The sequence below is a fragment of the Pseudactinotalea sp. HY158 genome, assembly GCF_009660225.1.
In the GTDB taxonomy this organism is placed as follows: domain Bacteria; phylum Actinomycetota; class Actinomycetes; order Actinomycetales; family Beutenbergiaceae; genus HY158.
In genome coordinates, this window is sequence record NZ_CP045920.1 from 784,628 (window position 1) to 810,359 (window position 25,732).

Annotated in this window: 23 protein-coding genes and 1 tRNA gene; 12 read left to right on the forward strand and 12 right to left on the reverse strand. The window is 72.5% G+C overall.

From position 1 onward, the window contains the following. Positions 1-10 precede the first annotated feature (10 nt). The 9 genes from GCE65_RS03400 to GCE65_RS03440 form a co-directional block, all read right to left on the reverse strand. A complete protein-coding gene (locus GCE65_RS03400; protein ID WP_153877386.1) occupies positions 11-1,678 on the reverse strand; it encodes an ABC transporter permease in 1,668 nt (555 codons plus the stop codon). After that, on the reverse strand, positions 1,675-2,595 hold the full coding sequence (locus GCE65_RS03405) for an ABC transporter ATP-binding protein (RefSeq protein ID WP_152817475.1): 921 nt from the start codon (positions 2,593-2,595) through the stop codon (positions 1,675-1,677). Before GCE65_RS03405 ends, GCE65_RS03400 begins: the two co-directional genes overlap by 4 nt. Then, positions 2,592-3,350: a TetR/AcrR family transcriptional regulator gene (locus GCE65_RS03410; protein ID WP_228760094.1), complete on the reverse strand. Its 759-nt coding sequence runs from the start codon at positions 3,348-3,350 to the stop codon at positions 2,592-2,594. The genes GCE65_RS03405 and GCE65_RS03410 overlap by 4 nt, the downstream gene beginning before the upstream one ends. Before the next feature lie 126 nt (positions 3,351-3,476). Further along, on the reverse strand, positions 3,477-4,529 hold the full coding sequence (locus GCE65_RS03415; protein ID WP_153877387.1) for a nitronate monooxygenase family protein: 1,053 nt from the start codon (positions 4,527-4,529) through the stop codon (positions 3,477-3,479). A 75-nt stretch (positions 4,530-4,604) separates the two neighbouring features. Further along, positions 4,605-5,021 carry a hypothetical protein gene (locus GCE65_RS03420; RefSeq protein ID WP_152817477.1) on the reverse strand — a complete coding sequence of 139 codons (417 nt, stop codon included), beginning with the start codon at positions 5,019-5,021 and terminating at the stop codon, positions 4,605-4,607. A 31-nt stretch (positions 5,022-5,052) separates the two neighbouring features. Continuing rightward, positions 5,053-5,556 (reverse strand): MarR family winged helix-turn-helix transcriptional regulator, encoded by a 504-nt coding sequence (locus GCE65_RS03425; protein ID WP_152817478.1) that lies wholly within the window; start codon positions 5,554-5,556, stop codon positions 5,053-5,055. Between the two features lie 42 nt (positions 5,557-5,598). Then, positions 5,599-6,795, reverse strand: a complete 1,197-nt coding sequence (locus GCE65_RS03430; RefSeq protein ID WP_153877388.1) for an ABC transporter permease — start codon at positions 6,793-6,795, stop codon at positions 5,599-5,601. Next, complete coding sequence (locus GCE65_RS03435) at positions 6,792-7,742, reverse strand: ABC transporter ATP-binding protein (protein WP_153877389.1); 951 nt, start codon at positions 7,740-7,742, stop codon at positions 6,792-6,794. The genes GCE65_RS03430 and GCE65_RS03435 overlap by 4 nt, the downstream gene beginning before the upstream one ends. A gap of 208 nt (positions 7,743-7,950) precedes the next feature. Next, complete coding sequence (locus GCE65_RS03440) at positions 7,951-8,604, reverse strand: TetR/AcrR family transcriptional regulator (RefSeq protein WP_152817702.1); 654 nt, start codon at positions 8,602-8,604, stop codon at positions 7,951-7,953. Between the two features lie 163 nt (positions 8,605-8,767). Here GCE65_RS03440 and GCE65_RS03445 point away from each other — a divergent pair. The 12 genes from GCE65_RS03445 to GCE65_RS03500 all read left to right on the forward strand — a co-directional run bounded on the left by GCE65_RS03445 (position 8,768) and on the right by GCE65_RS03500 (position 22,077). Further along, positions 8,768-8,839: transfer RNA gene (locus GCE65_RS03445), tRNA-Gln, on the forward strand. Between the two features lie 150 nt (positions 8,840-8,989). Then, the gene (glmU, locus tag GCE65_RS03450; protein ID WP_228760095.1) at positions 8,990-10,480 is read left to right on the forward strand and encodes a bifunctional UDP-N-acetylglucosamine diphosphorylase/glucosamine-1-phosphate N-acetyltransferase GlmU; all 1,491 of its coding nucleotides are present in this window, start codon (positions 8,990-8,992) and stop codon (positions 10,478-10,480) included. A 102-nt stretch (positions 10,481-10,582) separates the two neighbouring features. After that, a complete protein-coding gene (locus GCE65_RS03455; protein WP_152817482.1) occupies positions 10,583-11,563 on the forward strand; it encodes a ribose-phosphate diphosphokinase in 981 nt (326 codons plus the stop codon). 320 nt (positions 11,564-11,883) lie between these two features. Further along, complete coding sequence (locus tag GCE65_RS03460) at positions 11,884-12,507, forward strand: 50S ribosomal protein L25/general stress protein Ctc (RefSeq protein WP_228760096.1); 624 nt, start codon at positions 11,884-11,886, stop codon at positions 12,505-12,507. 11 nt (positions 12,508-12,518) lie between these two features. Beyond that, the gene (gene pth / locus GCE65_RS03465) at positions 12,519-13,109 is read left to right on the forward strand and encodes an aminoacyl-tRNA hydrolase (RefSeq protein ID WP_152817483.1); all 591 of its coding nucleotides are present in this window, start codon (positions 12,519-12,521) and stop codon (positions 13,107-13,109) included. A gap of 219 nt (positions 13,110-13,328) precedes the next feature. Next, positions 13,329-17,015 (forward strand): transcription-repair coupling factor, encoded by a 3,687-nt coding sequence (gene mfd, locus GCE65_RS03470; protein WP_153877391.1) that lies wholly within the window; start codon positions 13,329-13,331, stop codon positions 17,013-17,015. Between the two features lie 129 nt (positions 17,016-17,144). Next, entirely contained in the window at positions 17,145-17,693 is a 549-nt protein-coding gene (locus tag GCE65_RS03475) for a hypothetical protein (protein WP_153877392.1), read from the forward strand. 123 nt (positions 17,694-17,816) lie between these two features. Further along, positions 17,817-18,554, forward strand: coding sequence for a MazG family protein (locus GCE65_RS03480; protein ID WP_228760097.1), 738 nt, complete (start codon positions 17,817-17,819; stop codon positions 18,552-18,554). A gap of 33 nt (positions 18,555-18,587) precedes the next feature. Beyond that, on the forward strand, positions 18,588-19,868 hold the full coding sequence (gene eno, locus GCE65_RS03485) for a phosphopyruvate hydratase (protein ID WP_152817485.1): 1,281 nt from the start codon (positions 18,588-18,590) through the stop codon (positions 19,866-19,868). A 149-nt stretch (positions 19,869-20,017) separates the two neighbouring features. Continuing rightward, complete coding sequence (locus GCE65_RS03490; protein ID WP_194928813.1) at positions 20,018-20,599, forward strand: septum formation initiator family protein; 582 nt, start codon at positions 20,018-20,020, stop codon at positions 20,597-20,599. 1 nt (position 20,600) lies between these two features. Further along, on the forward strand, positions 20,601-21,086 hold the full coding sequence (locus tag GCE65_RS03495; RefSeq protein WP_153877394.1) for a DUF501 domain-containing protein: 486 nt from the start codon (positions 20,601-20,603) through the stop codon (positions 21,084-21,086). A gap of 49 nt (positions 21,087-21,135) precedes the next feature. Further along, entirely contained in the window at positions 21,136-22,077 is a 942-nt protein-coding gene (locus GCE65_RS03500; RefSeq protein WP_153877395.1) for an exopolyphosphatase, read from the forward strand. A 68-nt stretch (positions 22,078-22,145) separates the two neighbouring features. Here GCE65_RS03500 and GCE65_RS03505 read toward each other — a convergent pair whose 3' ends face one another. From GCE65_RS03505 to xdhC, 3 genes are read right to left on the reverse strand one after another with little or no spacing between them, the layout of a single operon-like run. After that, entirely contained in the window at positions 22,146-23,558 is a 1,413-nt protein-coding gene (locus GCE65_RS03505; RefSeq protein ID WP_152817489.1) for an NCS2 family permease, read from the reverse strand. 60 nt (positions 23,559-23,618) lie between these two features. Continuing rightward, positions 23,619-24,911, reverse strand: coding sequence for a guanine deaminase (locus GCE65_RS03510; RefSeq protein ID WP_153877396.1), 1,293 nt, complete (start codon positions 24,909-24,911; stop codon positions 23,619-23,621). Continuing rightward, entirely contained in the window at positions 24,908-25,711 is an 804-nt protein-coding gene (gene xdhC / locus GCE65_RS03515; protein ID WP_152817491.1) for a xanthine dehydrogenase accessory protein XdhC, read from the reverse strand. Before xdhC ends, GCE65_RS03510 begins: the two co-directional genes overlap by 4 nt. Between the last annotated feature and the right edge of the window lie 21 nt (positions 25,712-25,732).

Here is a 25,732-nt window from a genome sequence, read left to right on the forward strand (position 1 = left end):
CGACGGCCGGTCACGCCGTCAGGACGTCCCGACGCCGGAAGCCGGCGAAGGCGAGCGCCCCGAGTGCGACGAGCGCGGCCACGAGCCCCGCGACGCCCGAGAGGTCCGGGTCGGGCCCGAAGGCCTCGGGCACCCAGTGGAACGGCGAGATGCCGAGCACCCACTCGGGCAGGTCGAACAGCTGCCCGAACATTCCGCCCACGAACACGTAGGCGAGCAGGATCCAGGCCAGGCCCGCGAACCGGGGCCACCACGCGAACAGGGCCGCCGGGAGCGCGAGGAACACGAGCACGGCGGGCAGCCGGCCGACCAGCACGAGCGAGTAGTCGGCCAGGCCCGGTTCGTCGACACCGACGAGGATCGATCCGAGCCACAGCCCGTACACCGAGACCGCGAGCAGCACGACCGTGCCGATTCCGGCGACGAGGACCTGCGCCCCGAGCCAGCGAGTCCGGGACACGGGGGTGGCGAGGGTGACCTCGAGCCGGCCGGCGGACTCCTCCGCTCGCGGGCGCAGGCCCATGACGATGGCGTAGGCCGCGGCGCACAGCGACACGAACAGCATGACGACCGCCAGGAACGAGCTCGTGAACGCGGCCGGATCCGTGCCGAACAGCCGGCCCAGCACGGGGTTCGTGCCCACGAGATCGGCCACCATGTCGTTCAGCGTGCTCATGAGCGTGCCGGTACCGAACCACATGAGCCCGAGCCCGACCGTCGTCCACAGCAGCGTGCCGCGCTGCTGAAGCCACGCGAGCCGGACCGGGGAGCGAAGCCCCGCCCGGGCGGTGGCCGGACCAGGCCGGCTCTCGAGCAGCCCCGCGCCGAAGTCGCGCCGGGTGGCCAGGAGGGCGGCGAGGCCGAGGAGCACGAGCGCGACCACCACGGAGAGCAGGACCGGCCACCAGCGCAGGTCGACGAACGCCCGCAACTGCTGCGCCCAGGCGATCGGTGAGAACCACGAGAGCAGCGACCCGCCCGGCTGCCGGATGTCGCCGGCGGCCCGGACCACGAACGCCCCGGCCACGACCGCGAGCGAGAGACCGCTCGCGGTGCGGGCGTGCACGCTCACCTGGGAGGCGACGAGGGCGGCGGCGCCGAAGACGAGCGCGCTCGCCGCGCAGCCGAGCATCATCGCGAAGGCGTCCGCCGCCGACAGTCCGGTCCCCACCGCGACCATCGTCGCCGCGGACAGCACCGCGATGACGAGCAGGTGGACCGCGAGGGTGAGCATGGTCGCGACCCCGGGGGCGTGGCGCCCGACCGCGGCCGCACGCACGAGCTCGGCCTGGCCGTCCCCCTCTGCCGCGCGGGTGTGGCGGACCACGTGCATGATGCTCATGATCGCCAGCGCCAGCACGATCCACATCGTGCCCTCGTTCGCGACCGCGACCGGGGCGGTGTAGTGGTCGAGGCCGTACCCGGGCCCGCCCATGACGATGCCGCTCGGGGTGCGCATGACCGCGGCGCGCGCGGCGAGGGCGGACGGGTCGAAGACGGTGGACAGCGCGAACACGAAATAGGCCACGAAGACCACGACCGAGGCCGCCCAGACGACCATGCGGACTCGGTCGCGGCGAACGATGTGGCGACTCAGGTGCCCGAGGCCCGTGAGCGGGGATTCGCGCCGGAGCGGGGTCCGGACGGCGTCGAGCGGCGCGGCGGCGGCGGTGCTCATCGCCCGCCACCGGACGGAACGGGCTGCTCTCCGTAGTGGCGGAGGAAGAGATCCTCGAGCGAGGGCGGGGTGACCTGGAGGGAGGCGACGCCGTGGCTCGCGAGCGGCTCGAGGACGCGCTGGATCGTGGCGTCCTCGACCTCGAAGGAGACGTGGGTGCCGTCGTGTCGAGGTCGGGACGCGAGATCGTGCACCCCGGCCAGGGCGGCCAGGGCCCGCGCCCCGGCCGCGGTGACGACGGCCTCGACGTGGGAGCGGGTGAGGTGGCGCATGCTCGCGAGGGTGCCGGTCTCGACGGCCCGACCGGCGCGGATGATCGTCACCGTGTCACACACCTTTTCGACCTCGCTGAGGATGTGGCTGCTCAGCAGCACCGTTCGGCCCGCGCGCGCGAGGCCGCGCACGTAGTCGGTGAACACCGATTCCATGAGCGGGTCGAGTCCGCTGGTCGGCTCGTCGAGGACGTACAGCTCGGCGTCCCGGGCGAACGCGGCGACGAGCGCGACCTTCTGACGGTTCCCCTTGGAGTAGGTGCGCGCCTTCTTCGTGGGGTCGAGCTCGAACCGCTCGAGCAGTTCGGCCCGGCGGGCCGGGTCGGCTCCGCCGCGCAGCCGGGTGAGGTAGTCGATGGTCTCCCCGCCGGTGAGGTTCGGCCACAGGGTCACGTCGCCCGGCACGTAGGCGAGGCGACGGTGGAGCGCGACCGCGTCGGCCCATGGATCGGCGTCGAAGAGACGCACGTGCCCGGCGTCGGCCCGGAGCAGGCCGAGCAGCACCCGGATCGTCGTCGACTTTCCGGCGCCGTTCGGGCCGAGGAAGCCGTGCGCCTCGCCGGCGCCGAGGCTCAGGTCGAGTCGGTCGAGTGCCGTGACCGGGCCGAAGGACTTCTCGAGTCCGCGGATGTCGATGATGCTCATGGGGTGTGCTCGCCGTCCTTGCCCTCGTCGGTGTGTGGTGCTGTGGCCGTATCGACTCGATCGGCCGAATCCGCCGGACCGGGTGCGTCGCCCGGGTGCAGCAGGAAGTCCTCGAGGATGCGCCGGGTCGTGAACAGCCCCTCGGTGTACAGCTCGAGCATCGGACCCGTGCCCTCGGAGGCGAGCATGCGGTACAGCCCGGGCAGGTCGGTCGCGGAGCGGCCGCCGGTGTCCGGCTCGAGCAGCATCGTGAGGAGGAAGGAACCGAGGGAGCTGGTCACGAGGTAGCGGGCGCGGGCCCGCTCGTCGCGACTGGGTCGGATGACGCCGGCGGCGACGGCGTCGGCCAGGTAGCCCTCCGCGTCGGCGATCATGTGCTCGACGAAGGATCGGCCCAGCGATCCGCCGGCGATGACCGACTGCATGACGTAGCCGACGAGCGGGGCGTACTCGTCGCCGCCGACGAGGGTCGGCAGCAGCCCGCCGCCCGCGACGACGCCGATGTTCCTCGTCTTGGCCGCGCGGATCCATTCGAGCGCAACGCCGTCGCAGGCCGCCCGCAACCCCTCCTTCGTGCCGTAGCGCTTGATGATGAGCGCCGCGCTCACATCCGCGTCCGCCGCGATCACACGCAGCGGCGCCCCGAAACCCTCGCGGGCGAACCGGTTCAGCGCCGCCATGAGGAGGGGGCCGGCCTCCGGGGGATCGGTCGGGACCGGGGGATCGGCGGCTGTGAACGCCTGTTCATGGCCCATGACAGCCAGTGTGAACGCATGTTCACGATCGTGTCAAGGGTCGATTCGCCGCTGTTCGGCTCGAGCGCCGGCCGATCCGCGAGCGGGTGCCGGCAGGGCTCCGGGAGAGCGCGGCTCGGGCGCCGGTCAGGCGGCCGGAACCCCCGCGCGCAACTCGGCGAACACCTCGGCCGCCTCGTCACGGGTGGCGAGCGGTGCGCCCTGGCCGAGCCAGAGCGACTGGAGCTCGCCGAGTCCGCGCCGGCCCGCCTCGGAGCGGAACCGGCCCGTGAGCCAATTCTGCGCGGGGAACGGCGCGATGGCCCCGGCGTCCTCGATCGCGGTCACCGCCCGGTTCCGGGCTCCACGAGCGAGCCGGCCGCTCATCGCCCGGGTGAGCACCGTTGCCTCCGGTGGCGTCGAGCGGATCGCCGCCCGGTGCGCGTCGTTCGCCGCGGACTGGCGGGTGGCGAGGAACGCGGTGCCGACGTGCACCCCGGAGGCGCCGAGGGCGAACGCGGCGGCGACCCCGCGCCGGTCCGCGATTCCGCCGGCGGCGAGCACGGGGATGGCGACCGCGTCGACCACCTGGGGAACGAGGGCGAACGTGCCCACGAGCGAGTCCTCCGGGCGACCCAGGAACGAGGTGCGGTGGCCGGCGGCCTCGGAGCCGGTGGCCACGACGGCGTCCACCCCGCCCGCCTCGAGCGCGACCGCCTCGGCGACGGTCGTGGCCGTGCCGATCACGACCGTGCCGGAGGCGTGGGCACGCTCGATCAGCCAGGCCGGCGGCACCCCGTAGACGAGGCTGAGCACGGCCGGACCCGCCGCGAGCGCGGCCTCCGCCTGCTCGGTGAACCCCGGGAGGAAGGCCGCGGGGTCGGGCGGAATCGGCGCGTCCACCTCGGCGAAGAACGGGGCGAGGGCGGCGTGCACCGCGTCGAGCTCGACCTGGCCGGGGCGCACCTCGTCGCCGGTCGGCAGCCACAGGTTCAGGGCGAACGGGCGATCGGTGGCCGCGCGCAGCGCCTCGCAGGTCTCGGCGATCCGGGCGGGGGAGTAGCCGTACAGGCCGTAGGACCCGAGTCCGCCGAGCTCGCTCACGGCGGCGGTCAGCTCGATCGAGCTGAGGCCGCCGAAGGGGGCGAGCACCACCGGGTGGTCGATGCCGAGCAGGGCGCGAAGAGTTGCGGCGGACATGCGTGACCGGCCTTCCGGTGGGGAAATATTCTCACCCCAGTGTATAGCCGCCGGTTCCCCGGCCCGCGGGAGGGGTCAGCCGCGCCCGGCGGTCACCGCATCGTCGGTGTGCTCGGTCTCCGGGGCACGCACGAACATCGCCGCGGCCGCGAGGGCCGTCGCCGGGATGAACAGCATCCCGATGCTCAGCAGCCCGGCGAGGGTGAAGAGGATGAGTAGCGCGGCGGAGATGAACCCGAGCCGCTGCCACCAGCGCCCCCGGGAGAACAGCGGCAGCAGCGCGAACGCCACCGGGAAGGCGACCGTCACGAGGATCGAGGGGCCCATCGCGTGCCAGGCCGACACGCTCTCGGTCACCTCGGTGCCCGTGCTCGAGGTGGAACTGGTCGCGTACAGCGGCAGGAGACAGGCCGCCACCGCCCCGACCACCGCGGCGCCCGCGGCCACGAGCTGGACCACCCGGCGGCGGGAGAGATACGGTTCCGAATCCACTGCTTCCTCCTGGCACCCGTCGGATCTCAGCCTAACCCCCGGGGGTCTCGAAGGGTGCGGCCAGCGCCCGCAACAGGTCGGCGAGCTCGGTCCGCTGCGGGTCGCTCAGTCCGGTGAGCAGTTCGGTCTCGCGCCGCAACAGGTCGGCCATCGCGGCGTCGACGACCGACTTGCCGGACTCCGTCAGGCGAACCCGCACGACCCTCCGGTCGCCGACCGCCGCGGCGCGCTGCACATAGCCGTCCCGCACGAGCCGGTCCACCCGGTTGGTCATCGTTCCGGAGGTGACCATGGTCTCGGCGAGCAGCAGGCCCGGGGTGAGCTCGTACGGCTCACCCGACCGGCGCAGCGCCGCGAGCACGTCGAACGCGCCGGACTCGAGGCCGTATTTCGAGAAGGCCGCCCGACGCGCGAGCTCAAGGTGTCGCGCCAGCCGTGACAGCCGCGAGAACACCTGCATCGGCTCCGGATCCAGGTCCGGGCGCTCCCGGCGCCAGGCCGCGACGAGCCGGTCGACCTCATCGGAATCTGCCATTCCTGCAGGGTAGTCGACGCCCGGTCGCCGGACCGGCCCGGCTCAGCCCTTGAGCGCCGCCGAGAGCTTCATCCGTCCGCCCGTGTTGAGCACGGCCCGGCCGTACACGCGCCCGCCGATCCACATGAGGAACGGGATGAACAGCAGGCAGAGTGCCACGGCGAGCACGACCTCCCAGGTCGCGGCGGTGCCGAACGCGACCCGCACCGGCATCATGAACGGGGAGAAGAAGGGGACCTGGGAGAGCGCCCTGGTGGCGAGCGCCTCCGGTGCGTACGGAACGAGGTAGATGCCCAGGTAGAACGGGACCATCATCCCGAACACCATCGGCGTGGTCACGGCCCCGATGTCCTCCTGGCGGGACACGAGCGCCGCGAGCCCGCCCACGAGCACCACGTAGACCGCGAACCCGAGCAGGAACCACAGCAGCAGCATCGCGATCGCGCCGCCGAAGTCGAACGTGAAGCCCTCGAGCACCCCCGTGGCCTTCGCCGTGATGAGGGCGGCCGCGGCGAAGACGATCACCTGGCTCAGCGCGACCACGCCGGACCCGATCACCTTCCCGGCGAGCAACTGGGTCGGCCGGATCGTCGCGAGCAGGATCTCCACGACGCGCGAGGACTTCTCCTCCACCACCCCCACGGCGACCATCGAGGCCGACTGGATGAGCGCGAACAGCAGGAAACCGAGGATCGTGAACGTCGAAATGATCGTGACCGGATCCAGATCCGATAGTCCGGGCTCCTCACTCAGATTAATGGGCGTGGGCGCCGCCGCGGCCACCGCCGACATCACCTGCTCCGGATCGCCGCCGGCGTCGCTGATCGCCGTGGCCAGGGCGTGATCGTGGACGGCGGCGCCGACCAGGTCCATGATCGCGGCGTCCGGATCGCCGTCGAAGGCGACCTGCGGGGCCGCCGCATCGCCGCTGATGAACGCCTCGATGTCCCCGTCGAGCACCTGCCGGCGCCCCTCGGCGTCACTCAGACCGGTGTGCAGGTCGAGCGAGGCCCCCTGCGCCTGCGCGGCCTGCCCGAGGGCGTCGTCGAGTTCGCTCGTCCCGTCGGCGAGGCCGACCTGGAGTTCCTCGGCCGGTTTGGAGGTGACGATCGAGACCGCCACGATCGCCCCGATGATGAGCACCATGAGGATCGCGGTGGAGATGATCATCGCCTTCGCGGTGAAGCGCGTACGCATCTCCCGCAGGGCGACCCGCCCGACTGCCGACATCGTGCTCATGACCGCACCTTCCCCTCGTCGCCCGGTTGTCCGTCCTCGCTCACCGCGTGGCGGAACAGGTCGGTCAGCGTGGGCCGGACCCACGTGAATTCGGTCACCGCCGACGTGTCGAGCGCCGCTCGCAGCAGCTTCTGGACGACGTCCGTCGCCTCCGCCGGGAGGCTCACCAGCGCGTCGGGTCCGTCCGCGAGGAGCCGCGCCCCCGGGACCCCGGTGAGCACGCCGGAGGCGTCGGCCCACGCGGGCGGTGCGTCCGGCGCCACGATCCGCCAGTTCCGGGTCGGGGTGCGGTGGAGCTCGTCGATCGTGCCCTCGGCCACGAGCCGTCCCTTGCGCACGATGCCCACGCGGTCGCAGAGCCGCTCGACCAGTTCGAGCTGGTGGGAGGAGAACACCACGGGAACCCCGGCGTCGGCCCGTTGGCGCAGCACGGAGCTCATCACGTCCACGGCGACCGGGTCGAGCCCGGAGAACGGCTCGTCGAGGATGAGCACGTCCGGGTCGTGCACGAGCGCAGCCGCGAGCTGCACCCGCTGCTGGTTCCCGAGCGAGAGCTTCTGCACCTCGTCGCCGCGGCGCTCCGACACGCCGAGCACCTCGGTCCAGTGGAGCATCGCCTCGTGCGCCGCGGACCTCGAGAGGCCGTGGAGCTGGGCGAGGTAGACGAGCTGCTCGCCCACCCGCATCTTCGGGTACAGGCCCCGCTCCTCGGGCATGTAGCCCACGCGCCGCCGGGCGTCGAGGTCGAGGGGCGTGCCGTCGAGGAGGACCTGGCCGGCGTCGGCGTGGAGCACGCCGAGCGCGATCCGCATGGCCGTGGTCTTGCCGGCGCCGTTCGATCCCACGAAGCCGAAGATCTCGCCGGCGCCGACGGTGAACGACATGTCGGTCAGGGCTCGCAGGGATCCGTAGCTCTTGTCGAGCCCGGAGATGGTCAGGGTGGGCATGATCGGTTCCCCAGGTCAGTGGTCGATGCGTGGTTCATCTTAGAGGTCGGGTACCGACACCGGCACGGTCCCACCCCGTGGGTACCGTCCTCCTCGCGCGGCCGCTCCTGTACCTGCTACCGAGGCGCCTGCCACCGAGGCGCCGGCGACCGAGGCCCCTGCTACCGAGGCGTCCGCTCGCGGTCACTGCTTGCGGTCACTGGTCCGGTCACTGTTCCGGGCGACCCTGCCCCCGCCCGGCGGCGCGCGCGCCCCGCCGGAGCCGCCAGCCGCGCCCGAGGGTCGGTTCGGGCTCGATGCCCCTGAGCCCGTTCCACGCGAGGTTGACCAGGTGCGCGGCCACGACGTCCTTGCTCGGTGCGCGGGTCTCGAGCCACCACTGACCGGTCAGCGCGATCATCCCCACGAGCATCTGGGCGTACATCGGCGCCGCCTCCACGTCCATGCCGCGGCGAGCGAACTGGGCCGCGAGGAGGTGCTCCACCTGGGTGGCGACGTCGCCGATGAGCGAGGAGAAGGTGCCGGTCGCCTGGGCCACGGGCGAGTCCCGCACGAGGATCCGGAAGCCGTCGGTGTTCGCCTCGATGTAGTCGAGCAGCGCCCACGCCGCCGCCTCGACCGTGTTCTTGGGATGGGAGCCGCTCGAGAGGGCGTCGGTGAGCGCCGCGAGCAGCGCATCGACCTCGCGGTCGACGATGACCGCGTACATCCCCTCCTTGCCGCCGAAGTGTTCGTACACGACCGGCTTGGACACCTCGGCCCGGGCGGCGATCTCCTCGACGCTCGTGCCGTCGAAGCCCTTCTCCGCGAAGAGCGATCGCCCCACGGTCAGGAGTTGTTCGCGGCGTTCCTGGCCCGTCATCCGGGCGCGACGAGGGGTGGGCACGTGCCCATCATGCCCCACGGCGGCGGCGGGGTGCGGCACGGGGCCCGGCGCGGGTATGCTCGCTGCTGCGTCGCAACCGGCTCCGATCGGCTCCGTCGGCCTCGTGCCCGCGGACAGGCCGGGTCCGCGAGCGGAACGATCCGCCCTGGTGTAAAGGCAGCACGCCGGCCTTTGGAGCCGTGCAGTCCAGGTTCGAATCCTGGGGGCGGAGCCCCTGCATCGACACCGGCGCCGCTGTCGCTGCGAGTTCCCTGCGCCGATGACCGGCGGTCCCGCCGCGCCCGGGTGGCCTCCCGCACACCTGCCCGCCCGGGCGCCGAGTCCGACCGGCGGCGTCGCGGGCGGCATTAGAGTGGTGGCCGTGAGCCAGTCGCCAGCCGCCGTCATCGTCCTCGCCGCCGGGCAGGGCACCCGGATGCGATCGTCGCTGCCCAAGGTCCTGCACGCGATCGGCGGCCGGAGCCTCCTCGGTCACGTCCTCGCGGCCGGGCGCAGCCTCGGTCCCGACCACCTCGCCGTCGTGGTCCGACACGACCGGGAGCGGGTCGCCGCCCATGTGCGCGAGCTCGATCCCGCGGCGATCGTCGCCGACCAGGACGAGGTGCCCGGCACCGGCCGGGCGACCCAATGTGCGCTCGCCGCGCTCCCCGCGGACCTGAGCGGGCCCGTCGTCGTGCTCGCGGGCGACGTGCCGCTCCTCGACGAGGCGACCCTGCGGGGCCTGGTCGCCGAGCACGCCGCCGGCAACGCCGTGACCATCCTGAGCACCGACGCCCCGGACCCGACCGGCTACGGGCGGATCGTGCGCGACGGCGACGGGCAGGTGACCGGGATCGTCGAGCACCGCGACGCGAGCGCCGCCCAGCTCGAGATCACCGAGATCAACTCGGCCGTCTACGTCTTCGACGCGGCGATCCTGCGCTCCGGGCTCGCCCGCATCGGCACCGACAACGCCCAGGGCGAGCTCTACCTGACCGACGTGATCGGGCAGGCGCGCGCCGACGGCGGGCGAGTGGCCGCCGTCCGCACGCTCGATGCGGTCGTGGCCGAGGGCGTGAACGACAAGGCCCAGCTCGCGACGCTCGGCGCCGAACTCAACCGCCGCCTGCTCGCCGCGCACATGCGCGCCGGGGTGACGATCGTGGACCCGACCTCGGTGTGGGTCGACGTCGGGGTCGACCTGGCGCCCGACTGCGAGATCCTGCCCGGGGTGCAGCTGCACGGGGCCACGAGCGTGGCCACCGGAGCACGGATCGGCCCGGACACGACCCTGACGGACACCCGCGTCGGCGCCGGCGCCGAGGTCGTGCGCAGCCACGTGCTCGATTCGCGCATCGAGGCGGGCGCTCGCGTCGGTCCGTACGCGTACCTGCGCCAGCGGGTCGTCGTGGGGCCGGGGGCGAAGATCGGCACGTTCGTCGAAGCGAAGAACACCCGGCTCGACGACGGCGCCAAGATCCCGCACCTGTCGTATATGGGCGATGCCACGATCGGTGCGGGCGCCAACGTCGGCGCCGGGTCGATCACCGCGAACTACGACGGCGTCCACAAGCACCCGACCGTCGTCGGGCCCCAGGCCCGGGCCGGGTCGAACACGATGTTCGTGGCCCCGGTCGAACTCGGCGCGGGCGCCTACACGGGCGCCGGCACGACGCTGCGGGAGGACGTCCCCGCGGGCGCACTCGCCGTGAGCACCGCCGGCGAACACATCATCGAGGGGTGGACGCGCTCGCGCCGCCCCGGCACCCCCTCAGCCGACGCAGCCGCCGCGGCCGACGCAGTTGACGCGGCTGACGCGGCTGACACGGCCGCCGCAGCCGATCCAGCCCTCACCCCGCCCGATCCGCACTAGCCGCCGACCCGCACCGGCCGCCGGTCCACACCTGCTGCCGGTCCACACCAACCACCCGCCCGCTCGAAGCCGACTCGCCCGCCCCGCACCCAGGAGTAGTTGATGACAGGTATCACCACCCAAGACGAGAAGCGCCTCGTGCTGGTCTCGGGTCGAGCCCACCCCGAACTCGCCGTCGCCGTCGCCGAGGAGCTCGGCATCGAGGTCGTGCCGACCACGGCGTACGACTTCGCGAACGGGGAGATCTACGTGCGCTACGCGGAGAGCGTGCGCGGCGCCGACGCCTTCGTGCTGCAGTCGCACACGCAGCCCATCAACCAGTGGGTGATGGAACAGCTCCTCATGGTCGACGCCCTGAAGCGGGCCTCCGTGGCCTCGATCACGGCCGTCATGCCGTTCTACGGGTATTCGCGCCAGGACAAGAAGCACCGGGGCCGCGAGCCGATCTCCGCCCGCCTTATGGCCGACCTGTTCAAGTGCGCCGGCGCCGACCGGCTCATGAGCGTCGACCTGCACGCCGCCCAGACCCAGGGCTTCTTCGACGGCCCCGTGGACCACCTGTGGGCGATGCCGATCCTCACCGACTACGTGCGCGGCCGGGTCGACACCACCAACGTGACGGTCGTCTCCCCGGACGCCGGCCGCATCCGCGTGGCCGAGCAGTGGGCCACCAAACTCGGCGGCGGACCGCTCGCCTTCGTGCACAAGACCCGCGACATCGACCGGCCGAACAGCGCCGTGGCGAACCGGGTCGTCGGCGAGGTCGAGGGGCGCGACTGCGTGCTCGTCGACGACCTCATCGACACCGGCGGCACGATCGCCGAGGCCGTCAAGGTCTGCATGGACGCGGGGGCGAACTCGGTCATCGTGGCCGCCACCCACGGCGTGCTCTCCGACCCGGCGGCCCAGCGGCTGCAGGAGTGCGGCGCGCGCGAGGTGATCGTGACCGACACCCTGCCGATCACCGCTGACAAGCGATTCCCCAACCTCACCGTGCTCTCGATCGCCCCGCTCATCGCCCGCGCGATCCGCGAGGTCTTCGACGACGGCTCGGTCACCTCCCTCTTCGACGGCAACGCCTAGCCGGCCGGTGTGGGCGAGTGACGCGAGCGCCGGGTGCGATGTGCACCCGGGCGAGCGACGTCGTCCATACGCGTGCCCGTTGCGCGGGGCCATCCGTTCGAACCGTGGCCGACATCACGCCGGGACCGGAGCTGTGGGCGGACCGCGACTGTGCGCGAGCGGGCGACGGGGGCTACGATGTCGAGGTTGCCTCGGCGAGGGAGAACCGGTCTCACCGGATCCGTGATCGACGTGGTGCAGGAGCGATCCGCTCCTTCGCCGTGCATGCTCACGGGCCCCCGCCCGAGGAGCCACCGCCCCCCACGACGAAGGAATCTCCCGTGCCGAAGAACACCACCACCACGCCCGTCCTCGCGGCCCAGCTGCGGACCGAATTCGGCAAGGGTGCCTCGCGCCGCTCCCGTCGCGACGGCCTCGTGCCGGCCGTGCTCTACGGCCACGGCACCGACCCGGTGCACCTCGCGCTTCCCGGCCACGACACGTTCCTCGCGCTCAAGGGCAACCCGAACGCGCTCGTCCAGCTCACGTTCGACGGCACCGAGGAGCTCGCCCTCACCCGTGACGTCCAGCGCGACCCCGTCAAGCGCGTGATCGAGCACGTCGACCTGCTCCTGGTCAAGCGCGGCGAGAAGGTCGTCGTCGAGGTGCCCGTCGTGATCGAGGGCGAGTCCTACCCCGGCACGATCCACGCGCTCGAGCTGCAGACCGTGACCATCCGCGCGGAGGCCCTGAGCCTGCCCGAGCACATCGTGGCCAACATCGACGGGCTCAACGACGGCGACTACGTGCGCGCGAGCGACCTGCAGATCCCGGCCGGCGCCGAGCTCGAGGTCGAGGCCGACGAGGTCATCGTCCTCATCACCGAGCCCTACATCGAGCCGGCCGCCGATGTCGAGGCGGCCGCGGAGGCCGCCACCGAGGCGACCCCGGCCGCCGAGGCCTGAGCCGCGCGTCCGTGACCGTTCTCCTCGTGGTGGGCCTGGGCAACCCCGGGCCCGCCTACGCGGGACACCGCCACAACGTCGGCCACCAGGTGCTCGACGCCGTGGCCCGCGAGATCGCCGGCACCTTCGGCAGCCACCGCAAGGCCCGCGCCCGCGTGCTCGAGGGGCGGTTCGGCCCCGGGGGTGTGGGCGGGCCGCGGGTCGTGCTCGCCAAGCCGCTCACCTTCATGAACGTCTCCGGCGGCCCGGTCGCCTCGCTCGCGTCCTTCTACGGGGCCGAGCCCGACCACATCCTCGTGGTGCACGACGAACTCGATCTGCCCCCCGCCACGCTCCGGCTCAAGCGGGGCGGCGGCGAGGGCGGTCACAACGGGCTCAAGTCGATCTCCTCGGCGCTGGGCACCAAGGACTACCTGCGACTGCGGATCGGGATCGGCCGGCCGCCGGGACGCATGGACCCGGCCGACTACGTGCTGCGGGACTTCGCCCGCGCCGAACGGGACGAACTCGCCGTGACGATCGCCGAGGCGGTCGAGGCCGTCGAGGACGTCGCCACCCTCGGATTCACGGCCGCGCAGGAGCGGCTGCACTCACGCACCTGAGGGGCCTGTGCGGGCCGTGCGGCCCGGGCGCGCCGTTGACGGGCCGTTGACGGGCCGGGACGGGCCGCACAGGGGAGGGATCGACCCCCTCGGGGGCGGGTGGAGGCCCCCGCCCGGGTGGCCGGGGGCGCCGCGTACACTGGTTCGCCGGAGGAGATCCTCCCACCCCGCCTCCCCGGAGCGCGGGGACACGAGTGCTGCCCAGGAAGCGGTCTGTCTGTGAATCTGTCTGCCCTTGTGCCCGCCCTCGCCCACGATCCTGCGGTCGCGACGCTGGTCGAGGCGGTGCCTGCGCGCGGCGCCCTCGACATCACCGCCGCCGCCGGCGCCCGGGCACCACTCATCGCCCGCCTCGTGGACCGGACCGACCGCCCGATCGTCGTGGTCACCGCGACCGGACGCGATGCGGACGACCTCGCGGCCGCCGTCGGTGCGTACCTGCCGCCCGAGCACGTGGCGGTCTTCCCGTCGTGGGAGACCCTCCCGCACGAGCGGCTCTCGCCCCGCTCCGACACGGTGGCCCAGCGGATCGCCGTACTGCGCAGGCTCACCCACGCCGAGGGCCCGGGCCAGGCCGCCGGCGAGCGTGACGAGGAGTCGGCCGCCACGCGGGGAACCGCGGGCAGCACGGACCCGATCCGGGTGCTCATCCTGCCGGTGCGCTCGCTCCTGCAGCCGATCCCCGCCGGGCTCGGAGACCTCGAACCGGTGACGGTCAAGGCCGGGGACCGGCTCGCGATCGAGGACCTGACCCGCGGGCTCGTCGACGCCGCCTACACCCCGGTCGACATGGTCGGCCGGCGTGGCGAGTTCGCCGTGCGCGGCGGCATCGTCGACGTGTTCGCGCCGACCGCCTCCCATCCCCAACGGATCGAGTTCTTCGGCGACGAGGTGGACGAGATCCGCTGGTTCTCCGCCGCCGACCAGCGCTCCCTCGAGATCTCCGAAGACGGCATGTGGGCTCCGCCCTGCCGCGAGATCCTCCTGACCGAGCAGGTCCGCGACCGGGCCCGGGCACTCAAGGACCGCCTCCCCGGCGCGGCCGACATGCTCGACAAGCTCTCCGAGGGCATCGCCGTCGAGGGCATGGAGTCCCTCGCCCCCGCGCTCGTGGACCGGATGGAATCGGTGCTCGAGGTGGTCCCGGCCGAGTCGCTGCTGGTGCTGTGCGATCCGGAACGGGTCCGCGGGCGGGCGCACGACCTCGTGGCCACGACGGAGGAGTTCCTCGCGGCCGCCTGGACCTCGGCCGCCGCCGGGTCGAGCACCCCGCTCGACCTGTCCGAGGCCTCCTTCGCCACCCTCACCGACACCCGCGAGATCGCCGCCGAGCGCGGCCTGGGCTGGTGGACCGTCGGGCCGTTCGGACTCGACGAGGAACTGGCCGACCTGGTCCCCGACGACGAGGAGGCCACCGCGGCCGTCACCCTCCCGAGCCGGGACGTCGAGGGCTACCGCGGCGATATCGAGGCCGCGATCACGGACCTGCGCGACCTCACCCGGCAGGGCTGGCGGCTCGTGCTCGTGACCGAGGGGCCCGGGCCCGCCCGCAGGCTCACCGATCAGCTGCTCGCCGCCGAGGTACCCGCCCGGCTCGTGCCGGCGCTCGTCCCCGCGGGCGCCGATGCCCGCGACGACGAGGACCCGGAGCTCCCGCCGGCCGGCCTCGTGCTCGTGACCACGGCCCGGATCCGGAGGGGATTCGTGTCCGAGCCGCTGCGGCTCGCGCTCTTCACCGAGGCCGACCTCACCGGCCGGGCCGGCACCTCGACCCGGGACATGCGCACGATGCCCTCCCGGCGGCGCAACGTGGTCGACCCGCTCGCGCTGCGGGCCGGGGACTTCGTGGTGCACGAGCAGCACGGCGTGGGCCGGTTCATCGAACTCGTCCAGCGCACGATCGGCACGGGCTCCAACGCCACCACGCGCGAATATCTCGTGATCGAATACGCCTCCTCCAAGCGGGGCCAGCCCGGCGACCGGCTCTTCGTGCCCACCGACTCCCTCGACCAGGTGACCAAGTACACCGGTGGCGAGTCCCCCTCGCTCAACAAGATGGGCGGTTCGGACTGGGCCAAGACCAGGTCCCGGGCCCGCAAGGCGGTCAAGGAGATCGCCGCCGAGCTCATCCGGCTCTACGCCGCCCGGATGGCCACGCAGGGACACGCGTTCGCGCCCGACACTCCGTGGCAGGCCGAGCTCGAGGACGCGTTCGCGTTCGTCGAGACCCCCGACCAGCTCGCCACGATCGAGGAGGTCAAGGCCGACATGGAGAAGTCGGTGCCGATGGACCGGCTCATCTGCGGGGACGTGGGCTACGGCAAGACCGAGATCGCCGTGCGGGCCGCGTTCAAGGCGGTCCAGGACGGCAAACAGGTCGCGGTGCTCGTGCCCACGACGCTGCTCGTGCAGCAGCACCTCGACACCTTCTCCGAGCGTTACTCCGGGTTCCCGATCGTGGTCGAGGCGCTCTCCCGATTCCAGACGCCGGCGGAGGCCGGCCGGATCCGCGACGAGGTCCGGTCGGGCGGGGTCGACGTCGTCATCGGCACGCACCGCCTCCTCACCGGTGAGGTCCGCTTCAAGGACCTCGGCCTCGTGATCGTCGACGAGGAGCAGCGCTTCGGGGTCGAGCACAAGGAGACCCTCAAGCAGCTGCGCACGAACGTCGACGTGCTGGCCATGAGCGCGACCCCGATCCCGCGCACCCTCGAGATGGCCGTCACGGGGATCCGGGAGATGTCCACCCTGGCGACCCCGCCCGAGGAACGGCACCCCGTGCTCACCTATGTCGGTCCGTACCAGGAGAAGCAGATCGCTGCGGCGATCCGCCGGGAGCTCCTGCGGGAGGGGCAGGTGTTCTACGTGCACAACCGGGTCGAGTCGATCGAACGCACCGCCGCCCGGCTGGGCGAGCTCGCCCCCGATGCCCGGATCGCCGTGGCCCACGGGAAGATGCACGAGGGCCAGCTCGAGCAGGTCATCATGGACTTCTGGGAGAAGCGTTTCGACGTGCTCGTGTGCACGACCATCGTCGAGACCGGCCTGGACATCTCGAACGCGAACACGCTCATCGTCGAGCGGGCCGAGACGTTCGGGCTGAGCCAGCTCCACCAGTTGCGCGGCCGGGTGGGCCGCGGCCGGGAGCGCGCCTACTCCTATTTCCTCTACCCGCCCGAACGGCCGCTCACCGAGACCGCCCACGACCGGCTCGCAACGATCGCAGCCCACACCGACCTCGGTGCCGGCATGCAGGTCGCCATGAAGGACCTGGAGATCCGCGGCGCGGGCAACCTGCTCGGCGGCGAACAGTCGGGCCACATCGCCGGCGTCGGCTTCGACCTGTACGTGCGCATGGTCTCCGAGGCGGTCGCGGCCTACCGCGGGGAGGAGGCCGAGGAGCTGCCGGATCTGCGGGTCGACCTGTCCGTCGACGCCCATATCCCGCACGACTACCTGGGTGAGGAACGCCTGCGGCTCGAGGCGTACGCGAAGATCGCCCAGGCCGACACCGAGGAGCGGATCGCCGCGGTCGGCGAGGAACTCTCCGACCGCTACGGCACGCCCCCACTGCCGGTTCAGCGCCTGTTCGAGGTGGCCCGGTTGCGGAACAAGGCGCGCGCCGCGGGGCTCGTCGAGATCACCACGCAGGGAAAGTTCCTGCGCTTCGCGCCGGTGGAACTGGCCGAGTCCGCGCAGCTGCGGCTCAAGCGGCTCTATCCGGGCACGGTGCTCAAGCCGGCGATCCGCACCATCCTCGTGCCCGCCCCGACCACCGCCCGCGTCGGTGGGCGGCCGCTGCGCGACGAGGCGCTCGTCGACTGGGTGGGGGTCCTCATCGACTCCGTGCTCGCCCGCCGGACCAGCGTGGCCGCGGCAGCGACGGCGGCCGCGGGACCGGCATGAACCGCGCTCGCAACGGGCTCACACCGCGCTCGCAGCGGGCTCGCGGCGGGAGAGCGCTGGTGCCCGGTGCGGGTGAACCTGCGTAGGATGGGGGCGAACGTGATCGCATGCGAAAGGCAACCTGTGGGAATGCGGACAAGGGCCCGGATGGGTCGAGTGGCGGCCTCGGCCGCGGCGATGGCGTTGGCGGCGACGGTCATGGCCGGATGTGCCGACGGTCGGGGCCCCGGCATCGCGGCCAGCGTCGACGGCACCGTCATCTCGGCCGAGGAGGTCGACGAGGGGATGGCGCTCGCACCGTTCTACGCCCAGCCGCCGAACCCGACCGCGATCGTGACCAACCTGATCCACGCGTCGATCCTGCTGCCGGTCGCATCCGACAACGGGCTCGGGGTCTCCGACGAGGACGCCGCCTCGTTCCTCGACGGACTCGACGCCCAGAGCATCCAGGTCGACGGCGAGTACACCCAGCCCGTCCTCGATCTCGTCCGCCTGTCCCTGGCCGCCGAGGCCGCGAACAGCGCGCCGCAGGGCCAGCAGTTCTTCGGCGAGGTGAACGAGCGACTGGCCACCGCCGACATCACGCTCAGCCCGCGTTACGGCGACTGGGACGAGGCCACCGCCCAGCCGGTCGCCGCGGCGCGCCCGTGGCTGGTCTCCCCGACCCCCACCCAGTGACGAGCGCGGCACCCGCCCCATCGAGGCCGTGACACCCTGAAAGGCCCAGCGATCCAGCCCACCCCGCCCACGCCCGACGCCACCCGCGGCGCCGAGCCGCCCGCACCCGCCGGCGGCGCGACCGTGCCGCATCCGGGCACCCTGGCGGCCCTGGCCGAGGCGATCGCGATCATGGATCGCCTCCGCGGCCCCGGCGGCTGCCCCTGGGATCGGGAGCAGACCCACGCGAGCCTCGCCCCGTATGCGATCGAGGAGGCCTACGAGGTGGCCGAGGCCGCCGAGACGGGTGCGCCCGGCGACCTCGCCGACGAACTCGGCGACCTCCTGCTGCAGGTCCTGTTCCATGCCCGGATCGCCACCGAGAGCGGCGCCTTCGACCTCGGGGACGTCGCATCCCGCCTCTCCCGCAAGCTCACCTCCCGGCACCCGCACGTGTTCGCGACCGACGGCGAGGCCGGGGTCGCCGCAGCGCCCGACGTGCGCGCGGTCCGGGCGAACTGGGACGCGATCAAGGCATCCGAGCCGGGCCGCGAGCATTTCCTCGACGGAATCCCGGCCTCGTTGCCGGCCCTCGCGCGGGCCCAGAAGATCCTCGGCCGGGCCGAGCGCGCCGGTCACGACCTGCCCGACCTCGTCCACCCCGGTGTCCCCGATGGCCCTGGTAGCCCCGGTAGCCCCGGCAAGACGGCGTCGGACGACGAAGAACGGATCGGCGCCGAGCTGCTCGCCGTCGTCGCCCGGGCCCGCACCCGCGGGGTCGACGCGGAGGCCGCGCTGCGCTCGGTGCTGCGCAGGGCCGAGCGAGCGCTCCGCGCCGGAGAGCCCCGGACCGGGCCGACCCCTCCGATCCCACCAGCCTGACGAAATCCCAGCAGAAACACAGAAGGAGAACACATGGCCACCATTGAGGCCCTTGGCGCCCGCGAGATCCTCGACTCGCGCGGAAACCCGACCGTCGAGGTCGAGATCGCGCTCGAAGACGGTTCGTTCGCCCGCGCCGGCGTGCCCTCCGGCGCCTCCACCGGCGCCTTCGAGGCGGTCGAGCGCCGCGACGGCGACTCCGCCCGCTACCTCGGCAAGGGTGTGCAGGACGCGGTCAACGCCGTGACCGAGGTCATCGCCCCCGAGGTGCTCGGCCTCGACGCCGCCGACCAGCGCCACCTGGACCAGGTGCTCCTGGGCCTGGACGGCACCCCGAACAAGGCCAAGCTCGGCGCGAACGCGATCCTCGGCGTCTCCCTCGCCGCCGCCCGCGCCTCCGCCGAGAGCGCCGACCTGTCGCTGTTCCGCTACCTCGGTGGCCCGAACGCGCACGTGCTGCCCGTGCCGATGATGAACATCCTCAACGGCGGCTCGCACGCCGACTCCAACGTCGACATCCAGGAGTTCATGATCGCGCCGATCGGCGCCGCGACCTTCAAGGAGTCGCTGCGCTGGGGCTCCGAGGTGTACCACGCACTCAAGTCCGTGCTCAAGGAGCGCGGCCTGGCCACCGGCCTCGGGGACGAGGGGGGCTTCGCCCCGAACCTCGACTCGAACCGGGCGGCCCTCGACCTCATCCTCGTCGCGATCGAGAAGGCCGGCTTCACGCCGGGCGCGCAGATCGCCCTGGCCCTCGACGTGGCCTCGACCGAGTTCTTCTCGGACGGCGCCTACGCCTTCGAGGGCAAGAAGATCAGCCCCTCGGACCTCATCGACTACTACGCCCAGCTCACCGCGGACTACCCGCTCGTGTCCATCGAGGACCCGCTGAGCGAGGACGAGTGGGGCTCGTGGAGCGAGCTCGTGGCGAAGATCGGCGACAAGGTGCAGATCGTCGGCGACGACCTGTTCGTGACCAACCCCGAGCGCCTCGCCCGCGGCATCGCCGAGTCCTCGGCGAACTCGCTGCTGGTCAAGGTGAACCAGATCGGCACGCTGACCGAGACCCTCGACGCCATCACGCTCGCGCAGCGGGCCGGCTTCACGGCGATGGTCTCCCACCGCAGCGGCGAGACCGAGGACACGACGATCTCCGACCTGTCGGTCGCCGTCAACGCCGGCCAGATCAAGACCGGTGCCCCCGCCCGGGGTGAGCGCGTGAACAAGTACAACCAGCTCCTGCGGATCGAGGACGAGCTCGACGACGCGGCACTCTACGCCGGCACGAGCGCCTTCCCCCGCTGGAAGGCCTGACCCCTCGTCGCGTCCGACCACTGCCGCGCCCCTTCCCGTCACCTGCACGATCCAGGTTCGGGGAGGGGCGCGGCGGTCGTGGAGGAGCCACGGCGCCACGCCCCGGACAATCCTGGGCCGGCCCCCGGGGATGGGGGATCATGACAGGCGTGAGTTCGACCCGTCCCGCCAAGCGTCGGCCCGCGGCCGCCCCGCCGCGCACCGGGGGGTCCGGGCGCGCGCGCCCGCCCGCCCGACCCGCGGGAACGAAACCGGGCGGACCACGCGAGCGACGTCGTCCGGACGAGAGCGCCGAGCACTCCCGGGAACGGGAGCCGCGGCAGATCACGGTGCGCACGCTCGTGCTCGCGATCGTCGTCCTCCTCGCGTTCATGCTCGTGGCCCCCACGCTCGGGGCCTACGTGCGCCAGCAGGAACAGCACCGCGACCTCAAGGCCGACCTCACCTCGGCCCAGGACGAGGCGGCCGCACTGCAGGCGGCCGTCGACCGCTGGAACAACGACGACTTCGCGCGCAATCAGGCCCGTCAGCGGCTCGGATTCGTGATGCCGGGGGAGACGCCGTATCGTGTACTCGATCCCGAGACGATCACCGGTGAAGCGGCGCCCGAGGAATCGGCGGGCGGCGAGGTGACCGGTCCCGTACCGCTGGCACCCTCCGGGCCCTGGTACCTGACCGTGTGGGAATCGACCGAAGCAGCAGGACAGTCGACGGGAGAAGTGGAGCCCTGACATGGCGGTGGCAGCCTCCGATATCGAGATCCTCGCCCAGCAGCTCGGTCGCGTCCCCCGCGGCGTCGTGTCGATCGCCGCGCGGTGCGTGTGCGGGCGGCCGACCGTCGTGCGCACGGCGCCGCGCCTGGACGACGGCACCCCCTTCCCCACGACGTTCTACCTGACCTGTCCCGGCGCGACGAAGGCGGCGTCCACGCTCGAGGCCCGCGGCGTCATGCGGGAGATGGCCGAGGAGCTCGCCGAGGACGCCGACCTCGCGGCGGCGTACGGCCGCGCCCACGAGGACTACCTCGCCCGCCGGGCCGAGCTCGGGGACGTGCCCGAGATCGCCGGCATCTCGGCCGGCGGCATGCCCACCCGGGTCAAGTGCCTGCACGCACTCGTGGGACATGCGCTCGCCGTCGGCCCGGGGGTCAATCCGCTCGGCGACCGGGCCCTCGAGCTCATGGATCCGCTCTGGTCCCCGGCACGCTGCAGTTGCTGACCGCGCGCGGCCCCCGAACTCCCGCCCCGACGACCCGACAGGCACGATCGTGACCCGTGTAGCCGCCATCGACTGCGGAACCAATTCCATCCGGCTCCTCATCGCCGACCACGACGGCGGCCGGCTGCGCGACGTCGTCCGGCTCATGCGGGTCGTGCGCCTGGGGCAGGGCGTCGACCGCACCGGCGAGTTCGCGCCCGAGGCGCTCGCCCGCACCCTCGAGGCGACCGCCGACTACGCCCGGCTGTGCCGCGAGCACGGCGTCGAGGCGATCCGCTTCGTCGCGACGTCGGCCACCCGCGACGCCCGGAACCGGGCGGAGTTCATCGGCGGGGTGACCGATCGGCTCGGCGTCGCCCCCGAGGTGATCTCGGGGACGACGGAGGCCGAGCTCTCGTTCACCGGCGCCGCCCGCGTCATCGGTCCAGGAACGGGCTCGCAGCCGGGGCCGGCGCTCGTGGTCGACCTGGGGGGCGGCTCGACCGAGCTCGTCCTCGGGGACGCCGGCGGTGTGCTCGCGAGCTGGTCGATGGACGTCGGCTGCGTGCGCATCACCGAGCGTCACCTCGCGGGCGATCCGCCGACGTCCGGCCAGGTGGCCGCCGCCCGCGCCGACGTGCGGGCCGCGATCGCCCAGGCGGCGACGGCGGTGCCGCTCGACCGGGTGCGCACCCTCGTGGGGCTGGCGGGATCGGTCACGACCGTGACCGCGCACGCGCTCGGCCTGACCGCCTACCAGCCGGAGCGCATCAACGGGGCCCGGCTCGGCGTGCTCGAGATCGAGCGTGCCTGCGCGGACCTGCTCCACCGAACCCGCGCGCAGCGGGGCGACCTCGGCTTCATGCACCCGGGCCGGGTCGACGTCATCGGAGCCGGTGCGCTCGTGTGGAGCGAGGTCGTCGCCGCGGTCGCGGCCCACGGACACGTGCACGAGGCGACCACGAGCGAGCACGACATCCTCGACGGCATCGCCCTCTCCCTCGGCGGGTAGGGCGCGCCCTACCCGCGGACGCGAACGGGGCGCCCGGATCCGGACGCCCCGCTCGCTCGACGAGGTGGCTACGCGAGCCAGACCCATCTGACGAGCAGCAGCGCCGCCAGGATGTAGACGATCCAGTGGGCGTCCTTGACCCGGCCGGTGCACAGCTTGATCAGGGCGTAGGAGATGATGCCGATCGAGACGCCCTCGGCGATCGAGAACGTGAACGGCATCGTCACCACGGTGAGGAAGGCCGGCACGGACTCGGAGATGTCGTCCCATTGCACGTGCCGCATCCCCTCCATCATGAGGGCGCCGACGAGGATGAGCGCCGGCGCGGTCGCCGAGCCGGGCACGGCCGCGATGAGCGGGCTGAAGAACATCGCCACGAGGAACAGCGCCGCGCCGGTCACCGCCGTCAGGCCGGTGCGCCCGCCCTCCTCGACACCCGCGGCGGACTCGACGTAGGCGGTCGTCGTCGAGGTGCCCAGTGCCGCACCGCTCATCGCGGCGAGCCCGTCCATGGAGAACAGGGTCTTGGCGCGGGGCATGTTGCCGTGCTCGTCCATGTACCCGGACCGCTGCGAGAGCCCGGTCAGGGTGCCGGTCGCGTCGAAGAAGTCGACGAAGAAGAACGTGAAGATCACGGTGAGCAGGCCGGTGCTCAGCACGCCGGCGAAGTCCATCTGGAAGGCGAGATCGCTCGGCCAGATCGGTGCGGCGACGATCCCGTCGCCGAAGCCCGCGAACGCCGCGTAGCCGTCCGCGCCCTCATAGACCGGCAGCCGGAACGCGATCCCGATGACCGTGGTGGCGATGATGCCCCACAGGATCGCGCCCTTCACCTTGAGCTTCATGAGCGCCACGATGATGAGCAGGCCGATGAGCGCGAGCCAGACGTGCGCATCGGCCACGTCGCCCACGCCCACGAAGGTCGCCTCGTTCGCGATGATGAAGCCGGCGTTCTTCATGCCGAGGAAGGCGAGGAACGCCCCGATCCCGGCGGTGATCGCATACTTCATGCTCGTCGAGAGCGAGCGGGCGATCGCCTCCCGCAGGCCGATGACGCTCAGCGCCACGAACAGCACACCCGAGATGAAGACGGCCGCGAGGGCCTCCTGCCAGGTGTAGTCCATGCCGAGGACGACGGTGTAGGTGAAGAAGGCGTTGAGCCCCATCCCCGGTGCCTGCATGAACGGGTAGCGCGCGATGAGCCCCATGTACAGCGAGCCGAGGATGGCCGCCATGCACGTGACCATGACGAGCTGCTGGAACACGTTGTCGACCCCGGGGATCACGATCGCGTCGGAGAGCACACTCGGGTTGACGAAGATCACGTAGCTCATCGCGAGGAACGTGGTGATCCCGGCGCGGATCTCCGTGGCGTAGTTCGATCCGTTCTTCGTGATGCCGAAGAACCGGTCGACGGCGCCTCGGGGCTTGGTCGGGGCGACCGGCGGATCATCCTCGTGCTTGGCGGTGTCAGTACTCATTGCTCTCCTTCGGGCAGTGATCTGAGGTGAGATCGATGGTCACGGGTCCAGTCTGGACCCTCAAGCAGCCTGGGACGCCCGGGTGTGGGCCGACACGCCGCTCGTCCAGACGCGGGAGATGTCGGCGGACGTGCCGCCGGCGAAGATCGCCGCGAGCGCCTCGTCGGGGCCGGGGGCGTGGGCGAGCACCGCGGCGAGCGTGGTGCCGGCGGCCGGATCGACCTCGATCGCGTCGAACGAGGCCCCGACCCCGAGGTGGCCCACGCCCGGAAGGTCGAGTGCGGCGGCTCCGGCGCGGGTGGCCAGGTGGAGCAGGTGCGCCGCGGTGAGCGGCACGCCGTCGGGCCGGAGCTGCTGATGGAAGTAGGCCTGGAGGCCCTCCTTGAACAGGCTCAGCCCCGTGCCGCCCCCGACGTCCGAGCCGAGCGCCAGCCGCACGCCCGCCTCGAGGTGGCGCCGCATGGGGAACAGGCCGCTGCCGAGGGAGGAGTTGGAGGAGGGGCAGTGCGAGACCGCGGTGCCGGTCTCCGCGAGCAGCGCGAGCTCGGCATCGCCGGCGTGCACGTTGTGCGCGAGCACGGTGTGTCCCCCGAGCAGGCCGGCGCGGTGGTAGGCCTCCGTATAGCTCGTGCCGAACAGCTCCTCCACGGCCGCGACCTCGGCGGGGTTCTCGTTCACGTGCGAGGTCACGAACAGGTCCGGCGCGAGCGCGAGCACCTCCGCGCACGAGCGCAGCAGCTCCTCGGTGGCCGAGAGCGCGAACCGCGGGGTGACGGCGTAGCGCAGGGATCCCCTCCCGTGCCAGCGGGAGATGAGCTCGGCCGAGTCGATCGCGGCACGTTCGGGGGTCGTGTGCAGGTCGGGGCGCAGGTGCCGATCGCCGACGACGAGTCCGGCGGTCATGCGCAGGCCCGTCGCCTCCGCGGCGCGGAAGAGGGCGTCGGTGGCGCTCGCGTAGTGCGCGCCGAACACGAGCGCCGTCGTGGTTCCCGCGGCGAGCAGGCCCGAGGTGAACTCGCCGGCGACCCGGGCGGCGTAGCCCGGATCGGCCATCCGGGCCTCCTCGGGCAGGGCGCAGCGCTCGAGCCAGTCGAGCAGCGGCAGCCCCAGCCCGCCGATGATCCGCAGCTGCGGGAAGTGCACGTGGGTGTCCACGAGCCCGGGCAGGACGACCCCGGCGAGGGCAACGACGGGGGCGTCGGGGAGGGCGTTGCGCGCTTCGGCGAGCGTGCCGCGGGCGCGGATGACGCCGTCGGTGACCGTCAGGGCGGCCTGCTCGGCGCGCAGGGTGCCGCCGGTGAACGGGTCGGTCGGGGTGTCCACGAGCAGGCCGTGGAAGATGGTCGTGGTCATGCTGCAGCCTTCTGGAAGACGCGCATCAGGTCGGCGGCGACGCTGACGGCGATGACGGCGGGGGCCTTGCCGGCGATGTCCGGCACCCCGATCGGGCAGTGGATCCGTTCGATGGCCGACTCGGTGTGCCCCTCGGCGGCGAGCTTCATCCGGAATCGCGACCACTTCGCCGCCGAGCCGATCACCCCGATGCTGCCCAGGCCGCCGCGTCGCAACGCCGCATCGCACAGCGCGAGGTCCTCGGCGTGGTCGTGGGTGAGCACGAGCAGGTGGGCGCCGTCGGGCAGGTCGGCGAGGAGCGTCTCCGGTGCGGGCAGGGTGTGCCGGTGCACGGTGGCGGGGCAGTCCTCGGTGGCGCGGACGAGCTCGTCGTCGATCATGGCGGCCCGGGAATCGGTCAGGTGCAGGATGAGATCGTGCCGGGCCAGGATCCGGGCGAGCTCCCCGCCCACGTGGCCCAGCCCGAAGACGGCCACGGTGGGCCGGGCCCCGATCGGCTCGAGGAGCACCCGCACGATGCCGCCACAGCACTGGGTGCCGTAGGTGACGTGCGCGTGCTCGTTCAGCCCGAACTCGGCGTGCTCGATCTCGCGGACTCCGGCCGTGATCATCGCGCGGGCCCGCTCGGTCACGGTGGCCTCCATGTTGCCGCCGCCGATGCTTCCGCCCGCGCTGTCGGCGGCGACGAACATCTTGGCGCCGGCGTTGCGCGGGGAGTGCCCCCGGACCTCGACGATCGTGGCGAGTACCCCGGGGGTCCCGTCGTGCCTCGCGCGGGAGAGCGCGGTGATCCAGTCCATGGTTCGCAGACCTCGGATCGG